The organism is Mucilaginibacter ginkgonis (assembly GCF_009754905.2).
GTDB classification, from domain to species: domain Bacteria; phylum Bacteroidota; class Bacteroidia; order Sphingobacteriales; family Sphingobacteriaceae; genus Mucilaginibacter; species Mucilaginibacter ginkgonis.
This window is the reverse complement of the sequence record NZ_CP066775.1, coordinates 2,905,392-2,924,178: the sequence shown is the minus strand read 5'-3', so window position 1 is coordinate 2,924,178 and position 18,787 is coordinate 2,905,392. Positions and strand designations below refer to the sequence as shown.

At 45.5% G+C, this 18,787-nt stretch carries 17 protein-coding genes; 7 read left to right on the top strand and 10 right to left on the bottom strand.

The window, feature by feature from the left end:
- Window positions 1–123: 123 nt before the first annotated feature.
- The 3 genes from GO620_RS13595 (at window position 124) to GO620_RS13585 (ending at window position 3,170) form a co-directional block, all read left to right on the top strand.
- Window positions 124–1,494, top strand: a complete 1,371-nt coding sequence (locus GO620_RS13595) for a peptidylprolyl isomerase (protein ID WP_157526842.1) — start codon at window positions 124–126, stop codon at window positions 1,492–1,494.
- Between the two features lies 1 nt (window position 1,495).
- The gene (locus GO620_RS13590) at window positions 1,496–2,464 is read left to right on the top strand and encodes an AAA family ATPase (RefSeq protein ID WP_157526843.1); all 969 of its coding nucleotides are present in this window, start codon (window positions 1,496–1,498) and stop codon (window positions 2,462–2,464) included.
- 244 nt (window positions 2,465–2,708) lie between these two features.
- Window positions 2,709–3,170: a cupin domain-containing protein gene (locus GO620_RS13585; RefSeq protein ID WP_157526844.1), complete on the top strand. Its 462-nt coding sequence runs from the start codon at window positions 2,709–2,711 to the stop codon at window positions 3,168–3,170.
- Between the two features lie 85 nt (window positions 3,171–3,255).
- On the opposite strand, the gene ku is transcribed toward GO620_RS13585, so the two are convergent.
- Entirely contained in the window at window positions 3,256–4,023 is a 768-nt protein-coding gene (ku, locus tag GO620_RS13580) for a non-homologous end joining protein Ku (protein WP_157526845.1), read from the bottom strand.
- 194 nt (window positions 4,024–4,217) lie between these two features.
- On the opposite strand from ku, the gene GO620_RS13575 reads away from it, so the two are divergent.
- Window positions 4,218–5,261 carry an NAD(P)-dependent alcohol dehydrogenase gene (locus tag GO620_RS13575; RefSeq protein ID WP_157526846.1) on the top strand — a complete coding sequence of 348 codons (1,044 nt, stop codon included), beginning with the start codon at window positions 4,218–4,220 and terminating at the stop codon, window positions 5,259–5,261.
- A gap of 570 nt (window positions 5,262–5,831) precedes the next feature.
- On the opposite strand, the gene GO620_RS13570 is transcribed toward GO620_RS13575, so the two are convergent.
- Both GO620_RS13570 and GO620_RS13565 read right to left on the bottom strand, forming a co-directional pair.
- The gene (locus tag GO620_RS13570) at window positions 5,832–6,815 is read right to left on the bottom strand and encodes a pyruvate dehydrogenase complex E1 component subunit beta (protein ID WP_157526847.1); all 984 of its coding nucleotides are present in this window, start codon (window positions 6,813–6,815) and stop codon (window positions 5,832–5,834) included.
- A 223-nt stretch (window positions 6,816–7,038) separates the two neighbouring features.
- Window positions 7,039–7,902 carry a hypothetical protein gene (locus tag GO620_RS13565; RefSeq protein ID WP_157526848.1) on the bottom strand — a complete coding sequence of 288 codons (864 nt, stop codon included), beginning with the start codon at window positions 7,900–7,902 and terminating at the stop codon, window positions 7,039–7,041.
- A gap of 246 nt (window positions 7,903–8,148) precedes the next feature.
- Between GO620_RS13565 and GO620_RS13560 the strand changes: the two genes are divergently transcribed.
- The 3 genes from GO620_RS13560 to GO620_RS13550 all read left to right on the top strand — a co-directional run bounded on the left by GO620_RS13560 (window position 8,149) and on the right by GO620_RS13550 (window position 10,390).
- Entirely contained in the window at window positions 8,149–8,835 is a 687-nt protein-coding gene (locus GO620_RS13560) for an SIMPL domain-containing protein (RefSeq protein WP_157526849.1), read from the top strand.
- 39 nt (window positions 8,836–8,874) lie between these two features.
- Window positions 8,875–9,822 (top strand): helix-turn-helix transcriptional regulator, encoded by a 948-nt coding sequence (locus GO620_RS13555; protein ID WP_200230134.1) that lies wholly within the window; start codon window positions 8,875–8,877, stop codon window positions 9,820–9,822.
- A gap of 76 nt (window positions 9,823–9,898) precedes the next feature.
- A complete protein-coding gene (locus tag GO620_RS13550; protein ID WP_157526850.1) occupies window positions 9,899–10,390 on the top strand; it encodes a DinB family protein in 492 nt (163 codons plus the stop codon).
- A gap of 294 nt (window positions 10,391–10,684) precedes the next feature.
- Here GO620_RS13550 and GO620_RS13545 read toward each other — a convergent pair whose 3' ends face one another.
- The 7 genes from GO620_RS13545 to GO620_RS13520 all read right to left on the bottom strand — a co-directional run bounded on the left by GO620_RS13545 (window position 10,685) and on the right by GO620_RS13520 (window position 18,776).
- Window positions 10,685–12,004 (bottom strand): MFS transporter, encoded by a 1,320-nt coding sequence (locus tag GO620_RS13545; protein ID WP_200230128.1) that lies wholly within the window; start codon window positions 12,002–12,004, stop codon window positions 10,685–10,687.
- A 61-nt stretch (window positions 12,005–12,065) separates the two neighbouring features.
- Window positions 12,066–13,454: a M20/M25/M40 family metallo-hydrolase gene (locus GO620_RS13540; RefSeq protein WP_157526851.1), complete on the bottom strand. Its 1,389-nt coding sequence runs from the start codon at window positions 13,452–13,454 to the stop codon at window positions 12,066–12,068.
- Between the two features lie 363 nt (window positions 13,455–13,817).
- Window positions 13,818–15,923, bottom strand: a complete 2,106-nt coding sequence (gene recG / locus GO620_RS13535; RefSeq protein ID WP_198173621.1) for an ATP-dependent DNA helicase RecG — start codon at window positions 15,921–15,923, stop codon at window positions 13,818–13,820.
- A gap of 5 nt (window positions 15,924–15,928) precedes the next feature.
- Window positions 15,929–16,861: an EamA family transporter gene (locus tag GO620_RS13530; RefSeq protein ID WP_157526853.1), complete on the bottom strand. Its 933-nt coding sequence runs from the start codon at window positions 16,859–16,861 to the stop codon at window positions 15,929–15,931.
- Window positions 16,861–17,241, bottom strand: a complete 381-nt coding sequence (locus tag GO620_RS13525) for a RidA family protein (RefSeq protein ID WP_157526854.1) — start codon at window positions 17,239–17,241, stop codon at window positions 16,861–16,863. The genes GO620_RS13530 and GO620_RS13525 overlap by 1 nt, the downstream gene beginning before the upstream one ends.
- Window positions 17,238–17,381 carry a DUF6728 family protein gene (locus tag GO620_RS17380; protein ID WP_317198306.1) on the bottom strand — a complete coding sequence of 48 codons (144 nt, stop codon included), beginning with the start codon at window positions 17,379–17,381 and terminating at the stop codon, window positions 17,238–17,240. The genes GO620_RS13525 and GO620_RS17380 overlap by 4 nt, the downstream gene beginning before the upstream one ends.
- Before the next feature lie 66 nt (window positions 17,382–17,447).
- On the bottom strand, window positions 17,448–18,776 hold the full coding sequence (locus tag GO620_RS13520) for an OmpA family protein (protein ID WP_157526855.1): 1,329 nt from the start codon (window positions 18,774–18,776) through the stop codon (window positions 17,448–17,450).
- Window positions 18,777–18,787 lie beyond the last annotated feature (11 nt).

Genomic DNA, 18,787 nt, shown 5'->3' with positions numbered 1-18,787 from the left:
ATATTCGCAAAATTTGTACTTTTTGCCTTTGTGACAATTACAAAGCTGAGGTTCAATAAAATTTGCGAAATTTGCACCTTGTTTGTCGTGCCATGTTTGGCCGGCGGCAATTGAAAAGATTAAATGAAAAGATCAGTAATAACTTTAGTTTCTATACTGCTGTTAGCGGCAGGCGCAAATGCGCAGCGCACAGTTGATAAGATAGCCGGCGTGGTTGGCAGCAGCATTATTTTAAAAAGCGATATAGAAATGCAGTATGCCCGTTATACCGCGGAAGGCGGCGCTGCAAACCCCAACATTAAGTGCCAGGTGATGCAGAATTTGATCACCCAAAAAATACTGGCGGCGCAGGCCGTGATCGATAGCGTTACCGTAAAGGAAGATGAAGTTGACAGCGAAATAGACCGCCGCATGCGTACCATGACTGCCCGTGCGGGCGGACAGGAGCGTTTAGAGCAGTTTTTAGGCCGATCTGTTATCCAATACAAAGACGAAATACGTAACGAAGTGCGAGAAGGCATGGTTGCTGATCGTATGCGGTCTAAGATCACCGAAAAGATTAGCGTAACCCCGCAAGACGTTACAAATTACTACAGCAAGATCCCGAAAGATAGCTTGCCAACCTTTAATAAAGAGGTTGAGATCGGCGAGATAGTTTTTAATCCAACCCTGACGAAGGAAGAGAAAGACTACGCGCGCCAAAAAACAGAAGACCTGCGCAACCGCGTAAAAAAAGGCGAAGACTTTGGTACGTTGGCGCGCTTATATTCGCAAGACCCGGGTTCTGCACCAGAGGGTGGTGATTTGGGTTTTGGCGAGCGCGGTGGTTACGTGAAGGAGTTTAGCGCAATGGCGTTTAAGCTTAAAGCGGGCGAAATTTCACCGGTCTTTGAAACAGAGTTTGGATACCACTTTTTACAGGTAATCGAACGACGCGGCGAGCAAGTGCATGTTAGGCACATCCTGATCATCCCGACTATAACGCAGGCCAGCGTAGACCGTTCTAAAGCAAAGGCCGATAGTATATACGACTTGCTGACCAGAAACAAGAACATCGTTTTTTCGAGCGCGGCATCTGTATACTCTGACGATAAAGAAACAAAATATAACGGCGGTATGATGCTGAACGCGGATAACGTTCAGGCACGTTCTACCTTTATCCCAACTGATAAACTGGACCCTCAAATGGCCTTAGTTGTGGATACCATGAAAGTAGGTGAGGTATCAAAACCGTTATTGTACGCCGGCCAGGATGGAAAAAAAAGCTACCGGGTTCTTTACTTAAAATCTGTTACAGACGCGCATAAGGCAAATCTTGCGCAGGATTTTCCAAAATTGAAGGAGGTTGCTTACCAGGAAAAATTAAACCGCGGTATGAGCGAGTGGTTTGAGAAAAAGCGTAAAGGAACCTTTATACATATCGATCCGGAGTACCAGTCGTGTTCTATCCTGAAACGTTGGATAGACACCCCAACCGTTGCCGCTAAACAATAACATGCTTGTTAATTACGCTAACGAAGTGGAAGCGGCCGACGGCCTAAGGCAGTCGTACGAGACCATTAGAAAAGAGATAGCGAAAGTTATTGTCGGGCAGGACGATGTTATTAAGTCTGTACTTGTCGCCATTTTCAGCAATGGACATTGTTTGCTGGTGGGCGTACCAGGCTTGGCTAAAACCCTGTTGGTGCAAACTGTTGCGCGGGTGTTGGATCTGGATTTTAACCGCATCCAGTTTACGCCGGATCTGATGCCGAGCGATATCATAGGGTCTGAGATATTAGGAGAGAACCGCGCGTTTAAATTCATCAAAGGCCCTGTTTTTTCTAACATTATCCTTGCAGACGAGATCAACCGTACGCCACCTAAAACGCAGGCTGCATTATTGGAGGCGATGCAGGAGAAATCGGTTACCGCGTCGGGTGTTACACACAAATTGCAGCAGCCATTTTTCGTGCTTGCAACCCAAAACCCAATAGAGCAGGAGGGTACTTATCCTTTACCTGAAGCACAGTTAGATCGCTTTATGTTTAACGTGTCGTTGGATTACCCAACTTTTGCGGAAGAGTTACAGGTGGTAAGAAACACAACGGGTACATCAGTATCCGAAGTGAATAAAGTACTGAATGCAGAGCAGATCATTTACTTTCAGCAACTGGTACGCAATATTCCGGTGACAGACAATGTGCTGGAATACGCTGTAAGGCTTGCGGCCAAAACCCGCCCGCAGGGCGAGTTGGCAACACCTGCCGTTAAACGTTTGCTTACCTGGGGCGCAGGGCCAAGGGCGTCGCAGTTTTTAGTTTTAGGTGCCAAGTGCCACGCGGTCATCAGCGGTAAATATTCGCCCGATATAGAAGATGTGCAGGCCGTTGCTAAAGCGATTTTACGCCACCGCATTGTGCGCAGCTATCAGGCAGAAGCAGAAGGCCTTTCTGCAGATCAGATCATAGAGCAGTTGTTTTAGCAAGAATAAACAATGCTGTCATGCCGTCCCGATAGCTATCGGGATTGATTCGGCATCTCAAAGGACATTGTCTTAAAGCACTCATTCGCCGCTGAAGCTCGACACTTTTGTCTTAGCCACAAAAGAACCAAAAAATGCCAAGTCAGCGCAAGGCTTCTTTAGCCGCACAGGCCATCCCTGCAAGCCATGCAAAAACACGGGCCGGATATTTTCGCCGGAATAAATATAAGACGTAGAAGACTGCATGCGAAAATATCCAATGCCCTTTCCGACGCTTAAGCCCACCATTGTTTTGCCTGTCTTCATCCGAAGCTGCGCGCTGGCGTTTGAAAAACGCAGAAGTTTTAGACTGTGGTTGATGTTGTTCCCGCCCATGCATGTTCATAACCGCGAGGACGAAATGTTTTGCGTACTGGAAGGCGAAGTAATTTTCCAGATAGAAGATAAAAAATATCACGCAAAAAAAGGCGACACGGTATTTGCACCACGCCAACTATCGTATAGGTTTATGATCCAAAGCGAAGAGGCGCGTATGCTGGTTACTTTAACACCAGGTAAATTCGCCGATTTCTTCTTGGAACAAAGTATACCAACCATCGGCGAACCGCGTACCATAGCACCTCAAGGCCCGCCGCCACCGGAGGCGATTCAATACATGATAGAGCATTTACGTGCCGAGTATGACGTGCATTTTATAGCGGGATAAATTACGTCTTTCTGAGCAAAGCGAATCCCGATAGCTATCGGTACAGCATGACACCACTCAAGCAAGCGACGCCTTAGGCGTCGCTTTACGCGCCCTTTTTGCTCAAACTTGCCATCAATTGGTCGTATAGATCGTCGCTCTTGGTTTTCACCACTTTCATTTTTTTGATGGTTGGGCGTTTACCTTTGGCCTTTAAGTGAATGATCTTTAATAGCTCGTCCTGGTAATTGTCTTTAAATTTCGATACGTCGAATTTTTCGGCGTACTGGTTAATAAGTGCAAGGCCCATGTCTAATTCCTTCTTGCTTAACGTAGCTTCTTTGGGTACGTTTAGATCTTCAGAGTCGCGTATCTCCTGCGCAAAGCGGATGCGCGTTACCACCAGCACACCTTTCTCGGGGTGGATGATGCACAGGTTTTCAGTATTGCGCAGCACAAAGCGTGCAAGCCCCGCTTTTTTACTTTTTTCTAGCGCTTTAACCAGCAGCGTATAGGCTTTGCTGTTTTTCTGGTCGGGTTCGGCGTAATAGGATGTTTCATAGAACATGGGGTTTACGTCGGCCATTTCTACAAAACTTTCTATTTCTATCAGTTTGGTTTTTTCGGGACTGGCATCTTCAAAGTCCTGCGCTTCGAGCACTACATAATCATCGTCCATTTTATAGGCACGCACTATCTTATCGTACGGCACTTCTTTGTGCGTATGCTCATTTACCCGCTGAAAGCGGATGCGCGAATGGTCGCGGCCGTCCAGCATGTCCAGGTCGAGCGAACTGTTTTGCACCGCCGAATACAGTTTAATAGGGATGTTAACCAACCCAAACCCAATAGAGCCTTTCCATATCGATCTCATAACCAGCTTTTTTAAATAGCCTTGTTATAACCCCTAAGGTTGTAAAAGGGTTTTTGCGTACGATGGATTTGTAAAATTGATGTCATACGGCCATTGCAGGTTGGCATCAACCAAAACTTACTGCTAACTATGTATTATAAAGGCTGTAGCTATCTACACTGCCTTTTTCACAAATACATTTATCTTAAAAAAACATGATCGAAACAAAAGGTTACGCTGCCCAAAATGAGCATACAGATCTTGCTCCATGGGATTTTCAGCGCCGCGATGTTGGGCCGCACGATGTGCAGTTCGACATTTTATTTTGTGGCGTGTGCCACTCAGATTTACACCAGATCCGCAACGAATGGTTTCCGGGTATATTCCCGATGGTGCCCGGCCACGAAATTGTTGGCCGCGTCGTAAAGGTTGGCGATGCCGTTACTAAATTCAAAGTTGGCGACCTGGCAGGTACCGGCTGTATGGTAGACTCTTGCCAGCACTGCGAAAATTGCAAAAAAGGATTGGAGCAATATTGCCTTGAAGGTAATACCCAAACTTACAATGGGATGGAGCGCGACGGTTCGCGCCCTACTTACGGCGGCTACTCAAATACTATCGTTGTTCGCGAAGAATTTGTGCTGCACGTATCAGAAAAACTTAACCTTGCTGCGGTTGCGCCATTGCTTTGCGCGGGCATTACCACCTACTCGCCGCTGCGCCACTGGAACGTAGGTAAAGGGCATAAACTGGCGGTTTTGGGCCTTGGCGGCTTAGGCCACATGGCGGTTAAATTTGGTGTGGCATTTGGTGCAGAAGTTACCGTACTCAGCACATCGCCTAATAAAAAAGCTGACGCTGAAAAGCTTGGGGCGCACCATTTTGTAGTGACCACAGACCCTGAACAATTAAAAGCAGCCACCGGGACGTTCCACTTTATATTGGATACAGTTTCTGCAGAGCACGACTTTAATTTATACCTGTCGCTGTTGCGTACAGATGGTGTAATGATCTGCGTAGGCGTTCCGCCGAAACCTGCAGAGATCGCGGCCTTCAGTTTGCTGGGCGGCCGTAAAAGCCTCGCCGGTTCCGGCATTGGCGGTATTCCCGAAACTCAGGAAATGCTTGATTTCTGCGCCGAGCACAATATCGTGTCAGACATTGAGATCATAGACATTAAGGACATCACCGCCTCATACGAGCGTATGGTAAAAGGTGATGTACGTTACCGCTTTGTAATAGACATGGCGACGTTGTAGTTCCCATTCCCCTCTTGAGAGGGGTTAGGGGTGTGTTTAAGCCTTGCTGAGAAATCAGCAGGGCTTTATTTTTGGCATATACTTTATGGAACAGTTATTGCCTTTATGATGAAAAACATACTACTATGGCAACTAAAGAAAAGAAAGACCCATGCTGGTCTGGTTATACCAAAAAGGGTACAAAAGAACAACATGGCAAAACTGTGCCTAACTGCGTAAAGAGTTCGTCTAAGAAGAAGGATTAGACCGGTGTTTCCCCTCTTGAGAGGGGTTAGGGGTGTGTCGAGAATAGAAAAACCTCTTCTGAAACACCTCGAAAGACCTCTTCCCAAGCCCCTCTCCATCGGAGAGGGCTAGGAAGAGGTAACTAGTCCTTCAACAAGTTCAAGGTGACAAAACAAAATGTCATTTCGAACGCAGAGAGAAATCTTCTGTAAAATCTTGTCGAAGAAGATCTCTCATTTCATTCGAGATGACAAGATGATTTTAAATTCAACGAAAAAGCCCTGCTAATTTCTCAACAGGGCTTTCAATATAATTGCCTAATTCCCCTTCAGAGGGTTAGGGGAATTACTTTTTAACGTACATCACTTCTTTTACCGCTTTGATTACACGCTCTGCGTTCGGCAGGTATTCCTGGATCAAAGTAGGCGCGTAAGGCAACGGCACGTCGCCACCCATAATGCGCAGGATAGGTGCATCAAGATAATCAAAGGCGTCTTTTTGTACCTTGAAGGCAATCTCTGTAGCGATAGAACCTAAAGGCCAGCTTTCTTCTACTAATACCAAACGGTTGGTTTTCTTAACCGAGTTGATCACGGTTGCATAGTCAATAGGGCGCACGGTACGTAAGTCGATCACCTCTGCTTTAATGCCTTCTTTTTCCAGTTCGGCAGCAGCGGCGTTAACCACCTTCATGATCTTACCAAAGCCAACCAAAGTAACGTCTGTACCTTCTTTAGTTACATCAGCTTTACCTATTTCAATATAGTACTCGCCATCAGGCACCATACCTTTATCGCCATACATCAACTCAGATTCCATGAAGATCACGGGATCCGGGTCAAGTATAGATGATTTTAACAAACCTTTGGCATCGGCAGGGTTACTTGGAACAACCACCTTTAAGCCCGGGCAGTTGGCATACCAGTTCTCAAAGCACTGGCTGTGCTGCGAGCTTAGCATACCCGCGTTACCGGTAGGGCCGCGAAAAACGATAGGCACAGAGAACTGGCCACCGCTCATAGACATGATCTTTGCCGCACCATTTATCACCTGGTCAATAGCCACCAACGAGAAGTTGAAGGTCATGAACTCGATGATAGGGCGCAGGCCGTTCATTGCCGATCCTATGCCAATACCGGCGAAGCCCAGTTCAGAAATCGGCGTATCTATAACGCGTTTTGCGCCAAACTCGTCAAGCATACCCTGGCTCACTTTGTAGGCACCGTTATATTCGGCCACCTCTTCGCCCATCAGGTAAATTTTATCATCCTTGCGCATTTCTTCGCTCATTGCTTCGCGAAGCGCTTCCCTGAACTGTAATTCTCTCATTTATTTATCTAAAAAGATTTTTTAAGCGGAGCAAATATAGGCAATACACTATTAAAAACAATTTTCGAAAAGGCTAAAGTGCAGCGCCGCATACAGGTTGCAAAAAAGTTACAAGCGGCAGATATGAGTAAACGGTGAGCCCTAAACTTCCCAGTGTCGTCGTGAAAAAAACCTTTAGTTTATAAATATATTAGTTATCGTTAAGGGCATCTTTAACAAGCGTTTATGAACTTTTAAAAACTTCATAGCTCGCGTTGCACAACCAAGCAGTTAGAATTATGAATATAATTTGATGAAAAGCTAAAAAAACGTTAGCGAAAATACTCTGAGCTTTTATATTGTCTGTATTAAATATATTTAGTGCGTAAGGGAAAATCGATTCATAATTCCAAAACCTGCTTTTTAAAACTTGAGACATTGCTATATCGTAATCTTTTAAACGTATGTCGTTCTCATTAATAAAGGTTTTAAAAACAAAGGATAAAGAGCTAGTGTCAGCTATTGAATTAAAACTTTTTGAAACCTTACCAATAATATCGCCTTTTTGAGTGGAAATTAAAATCATTCTCTGAGGTAATTCTCCTCCGTCTAACTGAGTAGAGATTACTAAGGTATCGATGATTAAAGGAGAAGCTACAACTCGTTGAAATCTTGTCTTATCGAGGGAAGGAAACCTAGAGAGCAACTGCTTAAAAACATGATTAACCGCTCTTAAGTTGAAATCATCATATGAATCATGTAAACGTGTTTTAGAGGCGTCATATTCCTTTTGAAAAATTTTCTTATCAATTAAAAAGTTTTGTGGGTCCGAGTTTTGCAACACCGCGTACATTACTGGGAATATTAATAAATGAATTACTTCGAAAATAAGTAGCACTCGAAGAAATCTATTTTCAAGAAACGTGCGAAGTGCGAAAGTGATATTTGTTACTACAAGTACAAATGTTCCGGCACCGAAAAAAACTCTGTTTGACTCAAAAGACAATAGCGCAAAAAATCCAACTGGAACTACCCAAAGAATTATATATAAAAATAATTCCAACCAATCATTTTTTTTGAGATACTTGTGTTTTTGTAGCGTCTCCATAACTCAAAGATAATCAATCGGATGGCTTTCTTTAGCCGATATGGCTAATTTATATACGAAGACGTCCGCCAACATCCGCTTAGAAATAGGATAAGTAGGATTAATTATTCTCCCAGTAAGTTACTAACATTTTATTGCGTGTTAATCTTTTAGTTGCACTTGCAGTCACACCATAAACATTTATAAATTTTACGTGTTGACGTTACACTTTACAAACCCGATCCGTCATAGAAACTAAACATCATTATGAAAAAATTACTTTTAATAGCTGCGCTTGGCACACTATCCCTAAACACGTTTGCACAAGTTGCAGATCTTCGCCGCAAAATTGAGGTGAATGGTACCGCAGAACAAGAAGTTACGCCCGATATCATCAACGTATCTATATCACTCAAAGAATATATGGATGGCCGCAACAAGGTGACCATTGACGTTTTGGAACGCCAGTTAGAAAAGGCAGTTACCGATGCCGGCATCGCCAAAGATGACCTGACTATCTCAAACGTATCTGCTTATAATGTTTATCAGAAAAAGAAGAACCCCGACTTTTTAGCGTCTAAGCAGTACCGCATTAAGTTCCACGACTTAAATACTTACAACATTATCTTAAGCCAGATAGACCCAAAAGGTATTCAAAGCACAGGTGTTGATAGCTACGACTATTCGAAGATCGTTACCCTAAAGCGCGACCTGAAGATCAAAGCATTACAAAATGCTAAGGACAAAGCAACCTACCTGTTAAGCAGCATAGGCAGCCTTGTAGGTAATGCCTTAAATATCGAAGAAATAGATAACGAAAGCTTCCCCCTACCGGTGTACAGAAGTTATGCTATGGCCAAGGTAGCTGACGCACCTGCACCCGAGCCATCTGACATTGACGTCAAGAAAATCAAGCTGAGCTACCAGATACACGCTATCTTCGAGATCAAGTAAGCCGGGCATAGCTTATGGCAGAAATACGTAATTTGCCGCGTGAACCGCATCGACCGTATTTCTGCTATTTTGATTCAGCTGCAATCGCGCAAAACGGTACGCGCGCAGGATATTGCCGATAGGTTTGATATTAGCCTGCGTACGGTTTATCGGGATGTAAAAACGCTTGAAGAAGCGGGGATTCCGCTGATCGGCGAGGCAGGTGTAGGTTATTCCATTGTTGATGGGTACCGCCTGCCACCGGTAATGTTTACCCGCGATGAGGCAGCCGCTTTCCTCACTGCCGAGAAGATGGTAAACAAGTTGACTGATGCCGATAATAGCGCCAGCTATAGTTCGGCCATGTTCAAGATCAGGTCGGTATTGCGGTCGGCAGAAAAGGACTACCTTGAAAGCATTGAGCAAAATATCGAAGTGCTTAAATTCCGGGGACACCATGCGCAAAAGGCTGCCCCACAAAACCAATTACAACTTATACTGCAAGCTGTAGCCAAAAAGGAAGTGCTAAGGCTTAAATATAAACGCCCCTGGGGCGAATTGGTGGAGTCGCGCGATATTGAACCGGTGGGTGTTTTTTATCTGGACAATTACTGGCACCTGATAGCTTGGTGCCGTTTGCGTAGCGACTATCGCGATTTCAGGTTCGACAGGATGGAGTCGCTCGGCGAAACAGGCCTGCATTTCGATACTATACACCCGCCTTTAAGTGAGCACCTTAACAAAATGTATAAGGATACAGAGCTGTTAAAGATCGTGATCCGCATCACCAGAGAAGCTGCGCCTTACTTGGGCGAGCAGCGATTTTATCATGGTTTTGTTTCGGAACAGTTGGTTGGCGATGAGGTAGAAATGCAGTTCCTGTCGCCCTCGCTCGAAGGTTTTGCCCGATGGATGATGGTATTTGCCGACCAGGTTAGGATCATCTCGCCGCCCGAACTAAAACAGCGGGTTAAGGCTATCGCTAAAATTATTTTAGAAGAAATTTAAATCAGCTAAACGCTGCTGACATAGGGTTGTCATTGGCTCATGGTTTCTTTGAGCCATAAAACCAATAACAACAGTCATGAAACTATTACCCATCTTTTTAAAAGAGCTTCAGCAAGAGGCAGAGATCACCCGTAAATTTTTAACGCTGATACCCGAAGACAAGTTCGATTGGGCGCCGCACCCTAAAAGCATGAAGATGCTAAGGCTGGCCAAACACATTGCCGACCTGCCCGCATGGCCTTGGATGATATTGGAAAAAGACGGGCTTAACTTTGAGACCAGTACCTGGAAGGAAGATGACGTTAACAGCGTTGAAGAGATACTTGCTTACCACACCCGCTCGATAGAAAAGGGAAGCAACAGCATCAACAATTCGACAGAAGAGGAACTGGAAAAGATTTGGAGCCTGCAAGCAGGCGGCCATATTATTTCGCAAGACCCAAAGCGCGACGTGATGCGCATGGCGCTTAACCAAACCGTGCATCATCGTGCACAACTCGGGGTGTACCTGCGCTTATTGGATATTCCCATCCCGGGCAGCTATGGACCAAGTGCGGATGAAATGTAGGTTCACATACCACGTCAGTGCGATTCCCAATTATCGGGAGAGGCAAATCTCCAACTTGATAATTTGGGGATTGCTTCTATAAATGGTTATCGCCAAATAAAACTGTAACACCTGTGACAACTGTGTTACACTTTTTAGTTAAAAACGGTAAACCAGAAACACTGACACGATCGTGCATGCTTGATAAACAATTAGTTATATCGTTGACAAAACGGTGTCAGATACTAATAAGTCAGTATTTGGTATAGAAACTGTCACATGTTACAACCACACAATTAAGCCGATAAAAAAAGACTACGCGACCGGCATAGTAGGAGGTTCGTCGGCAAGTTTTACGTCGGCTAAAGTGGCCGGCACCAGGTGGCGGGTCTTGAAGTAAGTAAACGTGACTATAAATAAAGTCATGCCGCCGCCAAATAGCACCGCCGGAACTGTTCCCAGGATGTTCGCTGCCATGCCCGACTCAAAGTCGCCTATCTCGTTAGACGAACCAATGAACATGGAGTTTACGGCAGATACCCGTCCGCGCATGTGGTCCGGTGTAAGCAGTTGCATAATTGTTCCGCGGATGATCACACTCACACTATCGAAACCGCCCTGCAAAAACAGGAAGATGAGCGACAGCCACAGCACATGCGACAAGCCGAAACCAATAATGGCCAACCCAAACCCTAATACTGCTATGAGCAGGTTTCGCCACGGCCGCCCCATCGGCGAAAAGCGTGCCATAGAGATCATGGTCAGCGCTGCGCCGAGTGAAAAAGCCGTACGCATTATACCTAAACCTTCTGAGCCAACTTTCAAAATGTCCAGCGCATAAACAGGCAGCAATGCAACCACACCGCCAAACAGCACGGAGAAAAGGTCGAGGCTCATGGCATAGAACATCATCTTGTTGGTAAAAACAAAACTTAGCCCGGCCTTCAGGCTTTGCCATATCGGTTCCTTCGGCACAAAAACCGGCGGATATTTTCGCAGGCGATAAACGAGCACGAATGAGGTTGACATAAAAAGCAGTACCACAGCGAACGTTGCTGTGATACCTGTTATGCCTGTAAAAAGTTTTCCGCCGAAGCCGTAAAGCAAACCACCCACCAACGGCCCGAAAATGGACGCGATCTGCCAGGTACTGCTGCTCCAGCTGCTGGCGTTGGGATAGATTTCTTTAGGGATGCTATGCGCGTAAATGGTAAAAGTGGCGGGGCTGTAAAACGCGCGCGCCACACCATTGCAAAATATCATCGCGTAAAGGATAGGCAATATGAGTGGATGGAATTCGTGGTCGAGGCTTTGCAGCGTAACAACAAACATCACCAGCGCCGAAAAAAACACCCCGCCTAAAACGATGAGCAGCATCTTGCGCTTCTCGTACTTATCAGCAATGTAGCCGCCGTAAAGCGCAATGCCCACAGCCGGTATGGCCTCTGCCAACCCCACAAAAGCAAGGGCTACTTTGCTATGGGCTAACTCGTAAATATAAAAGCCCAGCACCGTAGTTTGCATGAGGTAAGCAAACGTGAAAAAGAAGCGTACGCCTATATATGACCTGAAGTCTTTATACCGCAAAGCGGCAAACGAATCTTTTTTCTGGGGCTGACTATCTCCGTCGGGCACTTGGGTGTTGTTTAAGGGTGATGCCGTAAAGTTACGCCATCTGTGTTAAAGGCTGTATAACTTAATTGAACTTAAGGCCATGCTGGTCTATCAGGTAAATAAGCGACGCCATGCTTGCAGCGCCTAATTCAAGCTCGCGCTTGTTTACATTCTCAAACACATCATTCGGGGTATGATGGATATCAAAGTAACGCTGCGAGTCGGGGCGAAAACCTATCAGTGTAACGCCGGGCATAGCGCGTAACGGGCCAATGTCAGACCCACTGCCACCTGCAACCAGCATATCCGCTTCATACGGTTCTAATAGTTTTTTCCAGGCATTATTGATGTTAGACAAAAAACCCGCAGAAGGTCTTTCGAAACTAAATCCGCGTGGGGTAAATCCACCTTCATCACTTTCAATAGCGGCAATGTGCTCTTCTTTGTTTGCTGCTGCCTGCTCTGCGTACTTTTTGCCGCCGGCACCGCCGTTTTCCTCATTCATAAAAAATACCGCGCGGATGCTGTGTTTTGGTTTATAACCCAGCGCTTTAAAGATGCGCAACACTTCTACTGATTGCATTACACCTGTACCGTCGTCATGGGCGCCTTCGGCCAGGTCCCACGAGTCGAGGTGACCACCAACGGTAATTACTTGTTTGGCATTTTCTGTGCCGGTCAGTTCGCCTACAACATTATAAGAAACAGCGTCGGGCAGCATACGGCAGTTATCTTTCAGAAAAAACTGCACAGGTCTGCCGTTTGCGTTTTTGATCAGATCGCTCAATTTATTTGCAGCTATGGTTGATATAGCCGCCGCCGGAATGGCAGGGTAGTTTTTGTCATACCGGGTAGCCCCTGTATGCGGGTAATCATTCAACGCAGAGGTAAGCGACCGCACAATTACAGCCGCGGCGCCATATTTAGACGCAGCCGCCGGGCCAAGGTTACGCTGATCGCCTGCTGTTCCGTATGCGCCGCCTTGCTCTATAAAACGCTCGTCGAAAGGGCGGTTAAAGAAAACTATCTTGCCCTTTATTCCTGCTTCGCCCAAGCTGTCCAGCTGCTTTAGAGAATGCAGTTCAATAACATCAGCGGTAATACCGTTTGCCGGTGTAGCAATTGACATACCCAACGCGCAAATTGCAACCGGGATGCGGCTTTTTCCCGCGATAATCAGCCCTTGCTCTTTTGCGCCCCGTTCCCAATGCGGCACCATTACCTCTTGAAGGTAAACCTTATCAAAGCCATAGCTTTCCATCAGCTTTTTACCCCAATCTACCGCTTTTTGCGCGTTGGCAGAACCGCTAATCCGCTGGCCAATGTCCTTGCATAAATAATGCAGGTTTTGATAGCACTTACCGTTAACCAGCTCTTCGTCGTAGATCTTACGCAGGTAGACCGAATCGGTTTGGGCGTTCGCGGTAATGGTGGCTAACAGAAATGCTGAAAGGGCGTAAGCAAACTTCATAGTGCAGGATTAAATTGAATTGGAAAGGTAAAGCGTTGACTATTAAAATCAAAGCGATTTAAACAGGTAGCGGAATTTTTACTGTAAACAAGTAAGTCAATTAAAATTTAGAGATGTGTTTTTTAAGAGAATTGAGTGTAAATACAAATTAGATAGGTCATGGGCGTTCCCGCTGCGCGGTCGGGCTATCCGTTACAAGTCCTCGTCCCCGCGGTGCCGTGGGTACTGCGGGCTTTTCACTACTATCCCTAACGCGGGTTCAACTTTATAAACTTATCATATCGAATGGATCTCTAAATTAGGCAAGTCGTTGTAGAATATTTCTCTCTTCGTTCGAAATGACACAACAGTAGGGGATTGCTTTCACGATATCTTATCCCAACTCAAGCCGCCGTTTTTAGCGGTAAGCATGTGGTGCAGTATCTGATTTTCGGGCAATGCCAGTTGAGGGTCTTTATAAAATATTTCTATCACCTCATCGCGTACCAGCATCAGCAACTGTTGGTCTGTAGCCAGGTTGGCGATCTTTAGATCAAGCACGCCGCTCTGCTGTGTGCCTTCTATATCACCGGGGCCACGCAGTTCAAGGTCTATTTCGGAAATCTTAAAACCATCGTTGGTCATTACCATGGTATCTAAGCGTTTTTTTCCATCGCGGCTTAACTTGTGGCCGCTCATCAGCAAACAGAACGACTGCTCTGCTCCCCGGCCTACGCGACCGCGTAACTGGTGTAGCTGAGATAACCCAAACCGCTCGGCGTTCTCAATGATCATCACAGAAGCATTGGGCACATTAACGCCAACTTCTATCACAGTTGTGGCTACCATGATATGTGTTTCGCCCTTTACAAAACGCTGCATCTCAAATTCCTTATCTGCTGCAGACAGTTTGCCATGCACCACACTTATGCGGTACTGCGGTAACGGGAACTCGCGCGACATCACCTCTACGCCATCTTCCAGATTTTTCAGGTCGAGTTTCTCACTTTCTTTTATCAGCGGATAAACCACGTACACCTGCCTGCCCAAAGCTATCTCGCGCTTCATCAGGCCAAACATTGCCAGCCGCTGATTTTCATAAAAGTGCCTGGTCTCTATCGGCTTCCGGCCGGCGGGTAATTCATTGATCACAGACACATCCAAATCGCCGTATAAGGTCATGGCCAATGTGCGGGGAATAGGCGTAGCGGTCATCACCAGCACATGCGGTGGTAATATATTTTTACGCCAAAGTTTCGCCCGCTGTTCTACACCAAAACGGTGCTGTTCATCTATCACTGCAAGGCCAAGATTTTTGAAAACTACCTTGTCTTCTATTAAGGCGTGGGTGCCTATCAACAAATTTAATGTCCCGTCTTCCAGCTTTTGGTGGATCACCTTACGATCCTTTTGCTTTACAGAACCCGTGAGCAAAGCCACTTCAATAAACCCATCGCCTACCAAAGCCTTAATGGAGTGGTAATGCTGCGTGGCTAAAATTTCTGTTGGCGCCATTATACAGGCCTGGTAGCCGTTATCAAGCGCCAGCAATACATTCATCAGCGCCACAACCGTCTTCCCGCTGCCCACGTCGCCTTGCAGTAAACGGTTCATTTGTACACCGCGCAAAGTGTCTTGCCGTATTTCTTTCAGTACTTTTTTCTGCGCGGTGGTTAGTTGAAACGGCAGACGGTGCTCATAAAACTCGTTGAAATAATCGCCCACTTTTTCAAAGATCGCCCCCTTGAATTTCTGCGTGCGGGTCATTTTATTGCGCAACAGTTTTAGCTGAATGCTAAACAATTCTTCAAACTTTAAACGGTGTTCTGCTTCATGCAAAGCTGCAGCATTCTCGGGGAAGTGAATATTCCGGAACGCCTCTACCCGCGGCATCAGCTTATATTTTTGCAGAATATACAGCGGAAGATTTTCCTGTATGTCGCGGCTGTGCTGTTCAAGCAGGGTAGCTGTAAGGCGCTGGATACCCTTCGTATCTAGCGTAAATTGCTTTAGCTTTTCCGTAGAACTATAAACCGCTTGCAGCGTTAGGTTGCCTTTTCGTTTCAGAGCTTCAGTGCTGTACGGTTCCACTTCGGGGTGGGCCATTTGGGCTTTGCCATTAAAACTGCCGGGCTTGCCAAAAATGATGTAAGCTTTGCCAACGGCAAGGATCTTTTCTGTCCATTTAATAGCCTGGAACCATACCAGTTCCATAACGCCGGTATCATCCTGTACATGTGCCACCAAACGTCGCGTATTCTTTTCGCCGATGATCTCTTTGTACGTTAGGCGGGCTATGACCTGTACATGCGGTAGCTCGGGATTGATATCACGTATCTTGTAGAATTTCGTCCGGTCTATGTACTTGTAAGGATAATGCCTTAGCAGGTCTTCATAACTTTCTATGCCCAGGTCTTTTTTTAATACATCCGCACGGGCAGTACCTACGCCCTTTAGATAAACAACCGGTGTATTAAAGATCTGGTTCAAATGCGTCAGGTGGCTTGGGCGGCAGTCTGCTCCTTATTTTTTAATGCGCCGCCGATCATTTCCCAGTTAAAGATAATAACAGAAGCCAGTAAAATTGAATAACCCATTAATTGCCAGGCTGCAAAACTTTCATGGAAATAAAAATAAGCGACCAGGAAGGTGATGACAGGATTGATGTAAATGGTTATACCGATGGTTGACGATGGCAGTCCCGACAAGGCATATAAACTTAACAGCAGCGGAATGATGGTGAACAATACGGCCGTGACTATGATGTCTGTCCAAAATGCGGATTGCTCAGGCAGCCCATTAAATTGGTGTATATAAAACGGACCAAGGATAATGATGGAGATCAGCAGCTGGATGGCCAGCGTATTGATCTTATCAAACTGCGGTATCAGCCTTTGCAGCAGCAAATAAACGGCATAGCTTATAGCTACCACGATAGACCATAAAGTTTCGCTGACAGACCCTGTTGAAAGTATAATAATGCTGATAACCGCGAGAGAAATACCTGCAACTTTTAGTCTGGACAATTTTTCTTTTAGCAGAAGAAACCCGCCGCCGGCGGTAAGCAACGGGCATATGAGATATCCAAAACCTGCAACTTTTACGCCGATGTTGTTCACTACGTATATATAAGTGAACCAATTGGTGGTTATAAAGATGCCGGTAAGTAATATGATCCAAATGGATTTACGGCGCTCACGGGCAGGCATTTGCCGCAGAACGGACACATCATGAATTAAAGGTTTTCGCCTGAATAACAATACGTAGATCCAAAGCGCGATGAAAGACATCAGCACCCTGTAATACAGGATCTGCTCCGGCGCGTAGTTAAGCGTGTGAAGATGCTTAAGGGGTATTGTTAAAAACCCCCATATAAACGCGGCGCCGATAGCAGCAGATAAGTATCTGATCGCGCTTTTCTGCGCCATTAGCTCAAGTCGGCAATTACCGAAATTTCTACGTTAACGTTTTTTGGTAAAGCTGCTGCCTGCACTGTTTCACGCGCCGGAAAGTCGGCCGTAAAGTATGAGCCATAAATAGCGTTTACGGCGGCGAAATCACCCATATTTTTCAGGAAGATGGTGGTTTTGATCACATGTTCAAAGCCTGCACCTGCTTCTGTTAAAATTGCTTGCAGGTTTTTCATTACCATAGTAGTTTCTGCTTCTATGCCGCCGCTTACAATTTCGCCGGTTGCAGGGTCGGCAGGTATCTGGCCCGATACAAATAACAAGTTACCCGTTTTAACAGCCTGGCTATAGGGCCCGATAGGCTCGGGCGCGTTTTTAGTATAAATAATGCTTTTCATTTTTTTAGGATAAATACACTTACCAGCTTCCAGATTATTGCACCCACAAACATGATTATTGCCGTGGCATTAATAACATGCATGACTTTAAGATTAAAGCTTTGCGGCCTGTTTGGGTCTTTTTTTCTGAAGAAGTACATAAACAAAGTTAAACAAAAAAAGGCGTCCCGGTATCGGGACGCCTTTTAGTAAGCTGTCAGAGCTAATTATTTTTTGAACTCAACGCGGCGGTTTTGAACGCGGCCTTCTTCAGTTGAGTTATCAGCAATTGGGTGAGTTTCGCCGTAAGCTTTAACTTTTAAACGTTTAGCCTCAACACCAGAGTTTACTAAGTAAGTTTTAACTGAGTTAGCACGGTCTTTAGATAACCTCATGTTGTGAGCAGCAGTACCTTCTGATGAAGCGTAACCGTCTAACTCAACAGATTTACCGGTGTTAGCACGCAGATCAGCAGAAACAGCGTCTAAAGTTGGGTAAGATGAAGTTCTTAACACAGAGCTATCAAAGTCAAATTGGATGTTAGTGTAAGCAGCAGGAGCAACAGCAGCGCCACCCATCATAACTGTATCTTTCTTCAATGGGCAACCAGAACCATCAACTACAGTACCTGCAGGAGTGTTAGGGCATTTGTCGAATTGATCAGATACACCGTCACCGTCAGAATCTTTTTTCAGATCATTAACAGCGTTTTCTACGTTAGTTACACGGCCTTTTAAAGCTTCAACTTCTTGACGAAGAGCAGCATCATAAAGCTCGTCATACATCATAGCTACAGGGTTAACCCAGTCTAAGTTAGATTTAGATGAAGAACCCAAAGTGAATTCTAAACCTGCATAACCATAAGAGTATTTGTCTTTAGTAGGGTAACCTCTTTTTAAACCGTCAAGGATATCATCGTCAACAAAGTTTTCGGTGTAACCTAAGTTTAAAGCAACCGCGTCTGTTAAACGGAATTTAACACCGGCACCTACAGGGATAACCAAGCTTTGTGGATAGTGATCATAAGCAACCGGAACACCGTTACCGAAAGTTACAGTTGGTTTATACCAAACCATACCTGCGCCACCGGTTAAGAAGAAGTTGATAGCATTTTTACGACGTAAGTAGTCAACAGTAGCAACGTTAACCACACCGCTTAAAGTAGCGCTGTAAAAATCTGTTTTGAAAGCTGTAACACCGTCACGGATACCGCCTGCTGCAGTAGAGTTGTCACCTTCTAAACGGCCACCGTGGAAATCACCCTGGATACCGAAAGAGTGTGCAAGTTGCAAACGCAATGAAGCGCCGTAACCATAAGAAGCTTTCCAGTGAGTGTAATCATTAGATCCGCCTGTAGCAACAACCGGTGCAGTTACGCCGCCGTTGATACCAATGCTAAACCTGTTGTACTGACCAGCACCGCCAAATACCTTGGCAGTAGTTGTTCCAGAAGACATTTTCATGGTTGTGTCTGCCATTTGCGCGTTTGCTACGCCTACAGCTAACACAGCGGCACATGATAAAGCGACTGTTTTCTTTAGAGTAGAATAATTCATAGTTTTTAGAT

Excerpts from the sequence above, each read along its gene's own strand:
- GO620_RS13595 (WP_157526842.1), top strand. The coding sequence starts at position 124 with ATGAAAAGATCAGTAATAACTTTAGTTTCTATACTGCTGTTAGCGGCA.
- GO620_RS13590 (WP_157526843.1), top strand. The coding sequence starts at position 1,496 with ATGCTTGTTAATTACGCTAACGAAGTGGAAGCGGCCGACGGCCTAAGG.
- GO620_RS13585 (WP_157526844.1), top strand. The coding sequence starts at position 2,709 with ATGCGAAAATATCCAATGCCCTTTCCGACGCTTAAGCCCACCATTGTT.
- ku (WP_157526845.1), bottom strand. The coding sequence starts at position 4,023 with ATGAGATCGATATGGAAAGGCTCTATTGGGTTTGGGTTGGTTAACATC.
- GO620_RS13575 (WP_157526846.1), top strand. The coding sequence starts at position 4,218 with ATGATCGAAACAAAAGGTTACGCTGCCCAAAATGAGCATACAGATCTT.
- GO620_RS13570 (WP_157526847.1), bottom strand. The coding sequence starts at position 6,815 with ATGAGAGAATTACAGTTCAGGGAAGCGCTTCGCGAAGCAATGAGCGAA.
- GO620_RS13565 (WP_157526848.1), bottom strand. The coding sequence starts at position 7,902 with ATGGAGACGCTACAAAAACACAAGTATCTCAAAAAAAATGATTGGTTG.
- GO620_RS13560 (WP_157526849.1), top strand. The coding sequence starts at position 8,149 with ATGAAAAAATTACTTTTAATAGCTGCGCTTGGCACACTATCCCTAAAC.
- GO620_RS13550 (WP_157526850.1), top strand. The coding sequence starts at position 9,899 with ATGAAACTATTACCCATCTTTTTAAAAGAGCTTCAGCAAGAGGCAGAG.
- GO620_RS13540 (WP_157526851.1), bottom strand. The coding sequence starts at position 13,454 with ATGAAGTTTGCTTACGCCCTTTCAGCATTTCTGTTAGCCACCATTACC.
- GO620_RS13530 (WP_157526853.1), bottom strand. The coding sequence starts at position 16,861 with ATGGCGCAGAAAAGCGCGATCAGATACTTATCTGCTGCTATCGGCGCC.
- GO620_RS13525 (WP_157526854.1), bottom strand. The coding sequence starts at position 17,241 with ATGAAAAGCATTATTTATACTAAAAACGCGCCCGAGCCTATCGGGCCC.
- GO620_RS17380 (WP_317198306.1), bottom strand. The coding sequence starts at position 17,381 with ATGTACTTCTTCAGAAAAAAAGACCCAAACAGGCCGCAAAGCTTTAAT.
- GO620_RS13520 (WP_157526855.1), bottom strand. The coding sequence starts at position 18,776 with ATGAATTATTCTACTCTAAAGAAAACAGTCGCTTTATCATGTGCCGCT.